Origin of the sequence: Streptomyces pathocidini (genome assembly GCF_001418495.1) — a bacterium.
GTDB classification, from domain to species: domain Bacteria; phylum Actinomycetota; class Actinomycetes; order Streptomycetales; family Streptomycetaceae; genus Streptomyces; species Streptomyces pathocidini.
Genome location: NZ_LIQY01000446.1, coordinates 1 through 6871 on the forward strand (window position 1 = coordinate 1; position 6871 = coordinate 6871).

6 protein-coding genes are annotated in these 6871 nt (G+C 71.3%); 2 read left to right on the forward strand and 4 right to left on the reverse strand.

Annotated elements, in window-relative coordinates; genetic code table 11:
• Positions 1 to 322: 322 nt before the first annotated feature.
• Positions 323 to 1336, reverse strand: coding sequence for a GDP-mannose 4,6-dehydratase (gmd, locus tag AOK16_RS19900; protein WP_055473558.1), 1014 nt, complete (start codon positions 1334 to 1336; stop codon positions 323 to 325).
• Positions 1337 to 1411: 75 nt separating this feature from the next.
• On the opposite strand from gmd, the gene AOK16_RS19905 reads away from it, so the two are divergent.
• Positions 1412 to 2389, forward strand: coding sequence for a GDP-L-fucose synthase family protein (locus tag AOK16_RS19905; RefSeq protein WP_055473562.1), 978 nt, complete (start codon positions 1412 to 1414; stop codon positions 2387 to 2389).
• Positions 2390 to 2577: 188 nt separating this feature from the next.
• On the opposite strand, the gene AOK16_RS19910 is transcribed toward AOK16_RS19905, so the two are convergent.
• Positions 2578 to 3939, reverse strand: a complete 1362-nt coding sequence (locus AOK16_RS19910; RefSeq protein WP_398718383.1) for a sugar transferase — start codon at positions 3937 to 3939, stop codon at positions 2578 to 2580.
• A gap of 582 nt (positions 3940 to 4521) precedes the next feature.
• On the opposite strand from AOK16_RS19910, the gene AOK16_RS19915 reads away from it, so the two are divergent.
• The gene (locus AOK16_RS19915; RefSeq protein WP_055473559.1) at positions 4522 to 5046 is read left to right on the forward strand and encodes a hypothetical protein; all 525 of its coding nucleotides are present in this window, start codon (positions 4522 to 4524) and stop codon (positions 5044 to 5046) included.
• Between the two features lie 238 nt (positions 5047 to 5284).
• On the opposite strand, the gene AOK16_RS19920 is transcribed toward AOK16_RS19915, so the two are convergent.
• Positions 5285 to 5992: a biliverdin-producing heme oxygenase gene (locus AOK16_RS19920; RefSeq protein WP_055473560.1), complete on the reverse strand. Its 708-nt coding sequence runs from the start codon at positions 5990 to 5992 to the stop codon at positions 5285 to 5287.
• Positions 5993 to 6195: 203 nt separating this feature from the next.
• Positions 6196 to 6871 (reverse strand): type I methionyl aminopeptidase (gene map / locus AOK16_RS19925; protein WP_055473561.1); only part of this gene is annotated, 676 nt, incomplete at its 5' end.

Here is a 6871-nt window from a genome sequence, read left to right on the forward strand (position 1 = left end):
CCCCGTCGGCCTGGGCGAAGGCCCAGACAATGCCGTTGGTCTGCCAGGTCGGCACCTCGTCGGCCGTCATCCCCACGGGCGGGGTGAGGGCGGCCGCCGGTGGCGCCCCCACCCCCGCCGCTCCGATCAGAGACGCTGCCGCCAACGACAGGACAGCCGTCCCAACCCCCACTGTGCGCATGTGCCCCCCTGGCCCTGCGTGCTGAGACGGGCCTGGTCCGGCCCGCCTGGGTGCGCGGCAGGCTGGGCCGCGCACCGATGAGAAGTGGCCGATGTGGCCGAACTCGGGCTGTCAGCCCGTGAGTTGACATCATATGTGTGTTCATCTGTCGATACGTACCGCTGTGCCAGTCAATTCCGCGTCAAGTTTGGATACGTCCGCATCGACCATGATGCGGGCCAGCTCCGCCCATCGGACCTCCGGCTTCCAGCCGAGCAGCGACTCCGCCTTGGACGCGTCCCCGATGAGCGCGTCCACCTCGCTCGGCCGCTCGTACTTCGGGTCGAACCGCACGTACTCGGCCCAGTCCAGGCCGGCCGCGGAGAAGGCCACTTCGAGGAACTGTCGTACGGTTCCGGCCTCGCCCGTCGCCACCACGTAGTCGTCCGGCACGTCGCGCTGGAGCATCCGCCACATCGCCTCCACGTACTCCGGCGCGTAGCCCCAGTCCCGTACGGCGTCGAGGTTGCCCAGGTAGAGCCGGTCCTGGAGGCCCGCGCGGATCCGGGCCACGGCCCGGGTGATCTTGCGGGTCACGAAGGTCTCGCCGCGGCGGGGCGACTCGTGGTTGAAGAGGATGCCGTTGACCGCGAACAGGTCGTAGGCCTCGCGGTAGTTGATCGTCGCCCAGTAGCCGAAGACCTTGGCGCAGCCGTACGGGCTGCGCGGGTGGAAGGGCGTCCGCTCGTTCTGCGGGGGTGGGGTGGCGCCGAACATCTCCGAGGACGAGGCCTGGTAGATCCGGGTGTCGACGCCGCTCGCCCGGATCGCCTCCAGCAGCCGCAGCGCGCCCATGCCGGTCACGTCGCCGGTGTAGAGCGGGGCGTCGAAGGAGACGCGCACGTGGGACTGCGCGCCCAGGTTGTACACCTCGTCGGGGCGCAGATCGCGTAACAGGTTCACCAGCGCGACCCCGTCGGAGAGGTCCGCGTGGTGCAGTACGAGCCGGCGGTCGGGTTCCTGCGGGCCCTGGTAGATGCGGTCGAGCCGCTCGGTGTTGAACGAGGACGACCGGCGCAGCAGCCCGTGCACGGTGTAGCCCTTGCCGAGCAGCAGCTCGGCGAGGTACGAGCCGTCCTGGCCGGTGATGCCGGTGATGAGCGCGCTCTTTCCCATGGTGCGTGGGTCCCCCTTCGGGATGAATTACTGGTTTGTGGCGCTATGCGCCGTTTCAACTGCCACAATCCGCACATGACTTCAGTGCATGAGCAGGACGTCGTACCCCCCGGGCGCGGTCTACTCCCCGACGCGGCCCGGATATTCGTGGCGGGCCACCGCGGCCTGGTCGGCTCGGCGCTCGCCCGTCGCCTCACGGCCGACGGGCACGAGGTGATCACCCGCGGCCGTGAGCGGCTCGACCTGCGCGACGCCGCGCGCACAGCCGCCTTCCTGCGGGACACGCGCCCGGACGCGGTCGTCCTGGCCGCCGCCAAGGTGGGCGGCATCCTGGCCAACAGCACGTACCCGGTGGAGTTCCTGGAGGACAACCTCCGCATCCAGCTCAGCGTCCTGGCCGGGGCGCACGCGGCGGGCGTGCCCCGCCTGCTGTTCCTGGGCTCCTCCTGCATCTACCCCAAGCTCGCCCCCCAGCCGATCACCGAGGAGGCCCTGCTGACGGGCCCGCTGGAGCCGACCAACGAGCCGTACGCGCTGGCCAAGATAGCCGGAATCGCCCAGGTGCGGGCCTACCGGCGGCAGCACGGAGCCGCGTGGATCTCCGCCATGCCGACCAACCTCTACGGGCCCGGCGACAACTTCGACCTGGAGACCTCGCACGTCCTGCCCGCCCTGATCCGCCGCTTCCACGAGGCGGAGCGGGCGGGCGCCGACGAGGTCCTCCTGTGGGGCACGGGCACCCCGCGCCGCGAGTTCCTGCACGTGGACGACCTGGCGGACGCGTGCGCGCTGCTGCTGCGCCGCTACGACGACGACGGCCCGGTCAACGTCGGCTGCGGCGAGGACCTCACGATCCGCGAACTGGCCGAGCTGGTGGGCGAGGTGACGGCCTACGGGGGCCGCATCGCCTTCGACCCCTCGAAACCGGACGGCACCCCGCGCAAGCTCCTGGACATCACCCGCCTGGCGACCCTCGGCTGGCGGCCGAAGGTCGCCCTCAGGGAGGGCATCGCCAGCGTCTACCAGGACTGGCTGGCGTCGGGCCGCGACTGAGCGGACCCCGCCGCGCCGCGGGCAGATGTTCCGCGGGGCCGGGCCCTCCCCCGGACCGAGTCCGGGGGAGGGCGGTAACGGCGTGGCCACCGGCCGGCCCTCACAGACGGGACGGCAGCCCATCAGTAAGCCTCCGCCGACGGGGCGGCCGCCCCTCAGTAGGCCCCCGCCGACGGGACGGACGCCCATCAGTAGGCCCCGCGCCCGTCGACCACGGCCCGGAAAGTCCGGGCGAGGACGTCGAAGTCCCCGCCCAGCGACCAGTTGTCCGCGTACCGCAGGTCCAGCGCCACGGACTCGTCCCAGGAGAGATCGGACCGTCCACTGACCTGCCAGAGCCCCGTCAGCCCCGGCTTGACCCGCAGCCGCCGGGCCTCCACGGAGTCGTACCGCGCGACCTCGTCGGGCAGCGGCGGCCGCGGCCCCACGAGCGACATCTCGCCGCGCAACACGTTCACCAGCTGCGGCAGTTCGTCCAGCGAGCTGCGCCGCAACCACCTCCCCGTACGCGTCACCCGCGGATCCCGCCGCATCTTGAACAGCGGCCCGTCCACCTCGTTGGCCCCCGCCAGCTCCGCCCGCCGCCGCTCCGCGTCGACGACCATCGACCGGAATTTCCACATGGTGAACGGGGCCCCGTTGAGCCCGATCCGGGTCTGCCGGTGCAGCACGGGCCCGGGAGAGTCCAGCCGTATGGCCAGCGCCACCACCGCGTACACCGGCGCGAGCAGTAACAGGCCGAGCGCCGCCGCGGCCCGGTCGAGCGCCGACTTGCCGAAGGCGTGCGGTCCCCGCCGGGTCGGCGGGGCGACGTGCAGCAGGGACAGCCCGGCGACGGTGGCGGTCTGTATGCGCCGCAGCGCCACATCGGTCAGGCCCGGCGAGACGGCCAGCGGCAGCCCCGCGTCGTGCAGCGCCCACGACAGCCGCCGCAGCCGCTCGCCGCTGAGCCGCGGGCCCGGCGCCACGAGCACGAGCTCGGCCCCGAGCTGCTCGGCGGCGGCCAGTACGGGCACCCAGTCCTCGTCGGGCACGGCGGGCGGCTGCGAACCGAGCCGCGCCAGCGCGGGGACGCCCGCGGTCAGTTGGCCCGGGCCCATCGGGATGACCCCGATGACGACGTACGCGTGGTCGGTGCGCGCGGCGAGGTGCTCGACCACGTCGTCGGCCGCGCTGGGCTCACCGATCACCAGCACCCGGTGCACGGCCTGCGCCTCGCGCCGCAGCGCGGTCAGATGCCGGTGGGTGGCCTTGCGGCAGAGGGCGGTCAGCAGCGGCGCGGGCGCGAGCGCGAGCAGCGTGAGGGCGGGCGCGGAGCTCTCGCCCAGCACGGTCCGGGCCACCGCGAGCAGCCCGAGCAGCGTCAGCCAGTCGCGCAGGACGGGCGGTACGGCCCGCGACTCGCCCAGCTCGTGCCGCGCGTACCGCCGGTGGCAGGCCCGTACGCCGAGCCAGACGGCGGTGGCGGTCAGGGCGGCGAGGAGCGGGTGGGGCTGGTGCCCGCCCGTGAACACGGCGAGCACCGGCCCGCCGACCCCCGCCGCGTCCACGCCGCAGGTCAGCGGCAGGTACCACCCGGACTTCTCGCCGGTCAGGGGCGGGCGAGGCCCCCCTGAGGAAACGGATAAGGATGAAGACGAAGTCGAAGAGAAGACACCACCGACACGCCGCATGGACCCCCCTGGCACATCGCGACCGAAAGAGCGCACCGGTTTGCGGACCACTTCCCCAAGTGATCCCCGGTGCGCAGGTGTTGAGACGGTATGTCAAAGCTCTGGTCGTGCGCCGGGGTTTGCCATTTTTTGCTATTGGATACCCCGGTTCACCGGTGGGATGCGACCGAATCGAGTGTCTTGTGGCGGCGCCTTGGCGTCTGCTAAGGCCGCCGCGGAATCAGGGGGCGCGCCCCTCAAGCTCTCGCGCTCCTCGTATCGAATGAGACCGAAAACTGCCCCTGCTGCGACTACTTCTGCAAATTTCGGACCAGCGGATAGATGTCCTCAAATGGAATGACAACCTTCCGGAAGGGTCGCTTGTCTGCCCTGGTATCCGAACCGCCGCACCTCCAACTCCCCACAGGGACACGGGACTGCGGGCCATCGGTTCACCGGACCACGGGAGGACTCATCCCCATGCGAAACACCAAGCGCACCCTCGCCGCCCTCACCTGCGCCTTCGCCCTGCTGCCCGCCGGCGCCGCCTTCGCGGGCAGCGGTCCCGCCCCGGCGCCCGCCAAGGAGCGCAGCGTCCGCTCGACGGCCCCGTCGGCCGCCGGCAACCCCGCCAGCGCCAAGGCGCAGGACGCGGGCGTCTGTGCGGACGCCTACCAGATAGGCACCACCGGCTACGTCAAGCGCGGCACCGAGACCATCGCCTCGGTCAAGCAGTTCTACTCGCCCAACTGCGCCGAGAACTACGCCTACGTATGGGTGTGGGACAGCTTCAAGGCCACGGCAGGCGACTACGACGTCACCACCGCCGTCTACAGCTACTCCCGGGACGAGTACCTCGGCCAACGCTCCTGGACGAACACCACCGCCCAGGAGTTCTGGTCCCACGGCACCCTCACGGTCTCCGAGTGCACCGCGGCCGTCGGCTACGTACGCAAGGCCGGCGATCCGGTCGCCAACGGCGGCGCCAGCTCGAAGCGCTGCTGAGTACGGCGAGCCGCCGAACAGCGCTGAGCGCGGCGAGCCGCCGCACAGCGTGAAAAAAACGGCCCGGCCCCCGGCTGCCCATGGAGCAGCCGGGGGCCGGGCCTGCGGGCGATGCCCGAAGTGCTCAGGGGCTTGGCGAAGTCCGGCGCGGGTTGGGCAGCGCCCAAAGGGGCGCGGGGAACTGCGCGACCAGCCACGACGCACCCGCAGGTGGTGTACCGGACTTCCAGCGGAGCGCTCAGGCGGTGAGCGGGAACTGGCGGCCCAGGTCAGCGAACACGGCCGTGTTCAGGGCGAAGGCGCGCTTGCACTCGTCCACGATCCGCTGCTTCTCCAGGTCGTCGACCGGCAGCGCGTCCAGCAGGGCGCGGTAGTCGCGCTTGAAGGCGGCGGGGTTGGCGATCGAGTCGAAGACGTAGAAGCGGACGCCGTCGCCCTTGCGCTCGAAGCCCCAGGTCTTCTCCGCGGTGCCCCGGATGATCTGTCCGCCGGAGAGGTCGCCGAGATAGCGGGTGTAGTGGTGGGCGACGTAGCCCGCGGGCCAGGTGCGGGCGACCTCGGTGACGCGGTCCGCGTACGCGGCGGTGGCCGGGAGCGGGGTCAGGGCCGCGCGCCAGTCGGCGCCGCCGCCCAGGCGCGTCCCGTGCAGGTGCGCCAGGTCCTGCTCGAGCGCCGCCACCCGCCGCAGTTCGCGGCGGCGGACGAACGGGCCCGCGACCGGGTCGTCCGCCAGCGCGTCCGCCGCCTCTTCCAGTGCGCGGTAGACGAACCAGAGCTGCTCGGTGTAGCGGGCGTACGCCGCCACGCCCAGCCGCCCGCCCAGCAGGTCGCTCATGAACGTCGAGTTCTCCGCCTCCGTGTGCTGCTCGTGGGAGGCGGTGCGGATGAGCGTGGAGAACGGCGTCGGCGCCGACGGGGCGGACGGCGTCGGGGTGGATGCGTTCAAGACAGCCTCCGGGGACCGGTGGGTGCGGAACAGGGCGGGAGCAAGCCGAGCCGGCCGAGCAAGCCGTGCAGGCAGAGCAAGCCGAGCGAACCGGGGTGAAAGCCCGCGGTCTGCCCACCGCGATACTCTCTACTTAGGCTTACCTAAGTCAACTGGTCCGGTGCCCCGAACCCCACTCTTCCCGACATCCAGTCGGTAAAACCCTATGGCAGCGTCAGGATCTCCGCACCCGTCTCCGTCACGACCAGCGTGTGCTCGAACTGCGCCGTCCGCTTGCGGTCCTTCGTGACGACCGTCCAACCGTCGTCCCACATGTCGTACTCGTGGGTGCCCAGGGTCAGCATCGGCTCGATCGTGAAGGTCATCCCCGGCTGGATGACGGTCGTCGCGTGCGGGCTGTCGTAGTGCGGGATGATCAGGCCCGAGTGGAACGAGGAGTTGATGCCGTGGCCGGTGAAGTCCCGTACGACGCCGTAGCCGAACCGCTTCGCGTAGGACTCGATGACCCGGCCGATGATGTTGATCTGGCGGCCCGGCCGGACCGCCTTGATCGCGCGGTCCAGCGACTCCCGCGTCCGCTCGACCAGCAGCCGCGACTCCTCGTCCACCTCGCCGCACAGGTACGTCGCGTTGTTGTCGCCGTGCACACCGCCGATGTACGCGGTGACGTCCAGGTTCACGATGTCGCCGTCGCGCAGGACGGTGGAGTCGGGGATGCCGTGGCAGATGACCTCGTTGACCGAGGAGCACAGCGACTTGGGGAACCGCCGGTAGCCGAGCGTGGACGGGTACGCGCCGTGGTCGCACATGAACTCGTGCGCGACCCGGTCCAGCTCGTCCGTCGTCACGCCCGGCGCGATGTGCTCGGCGGCGGCCGCC

Coding starts and splice junctions, on each gene's coding strand:
- gmd (WP_055473558.1), bottom strand. CDS start 1,336: ATGGGAAAGAGCGCGCTCATCACCGGCATCACCGGCCAGGACGGCTCG.
- AOK16_RS19905 (WP_055473562.1), top strand. CDS start 1,412: ATGACTTCAGTGCATGAGCAGGACGTCGTACCCCCCGGGCGCGGTCTA.
- AOK16_RS19915 (WP_055473559.1), top strand. CDS start 4,522: ATGCGAAACACCAAGCGCACCCTCGCCGCCCTCACCTGCGCCTTCGCC.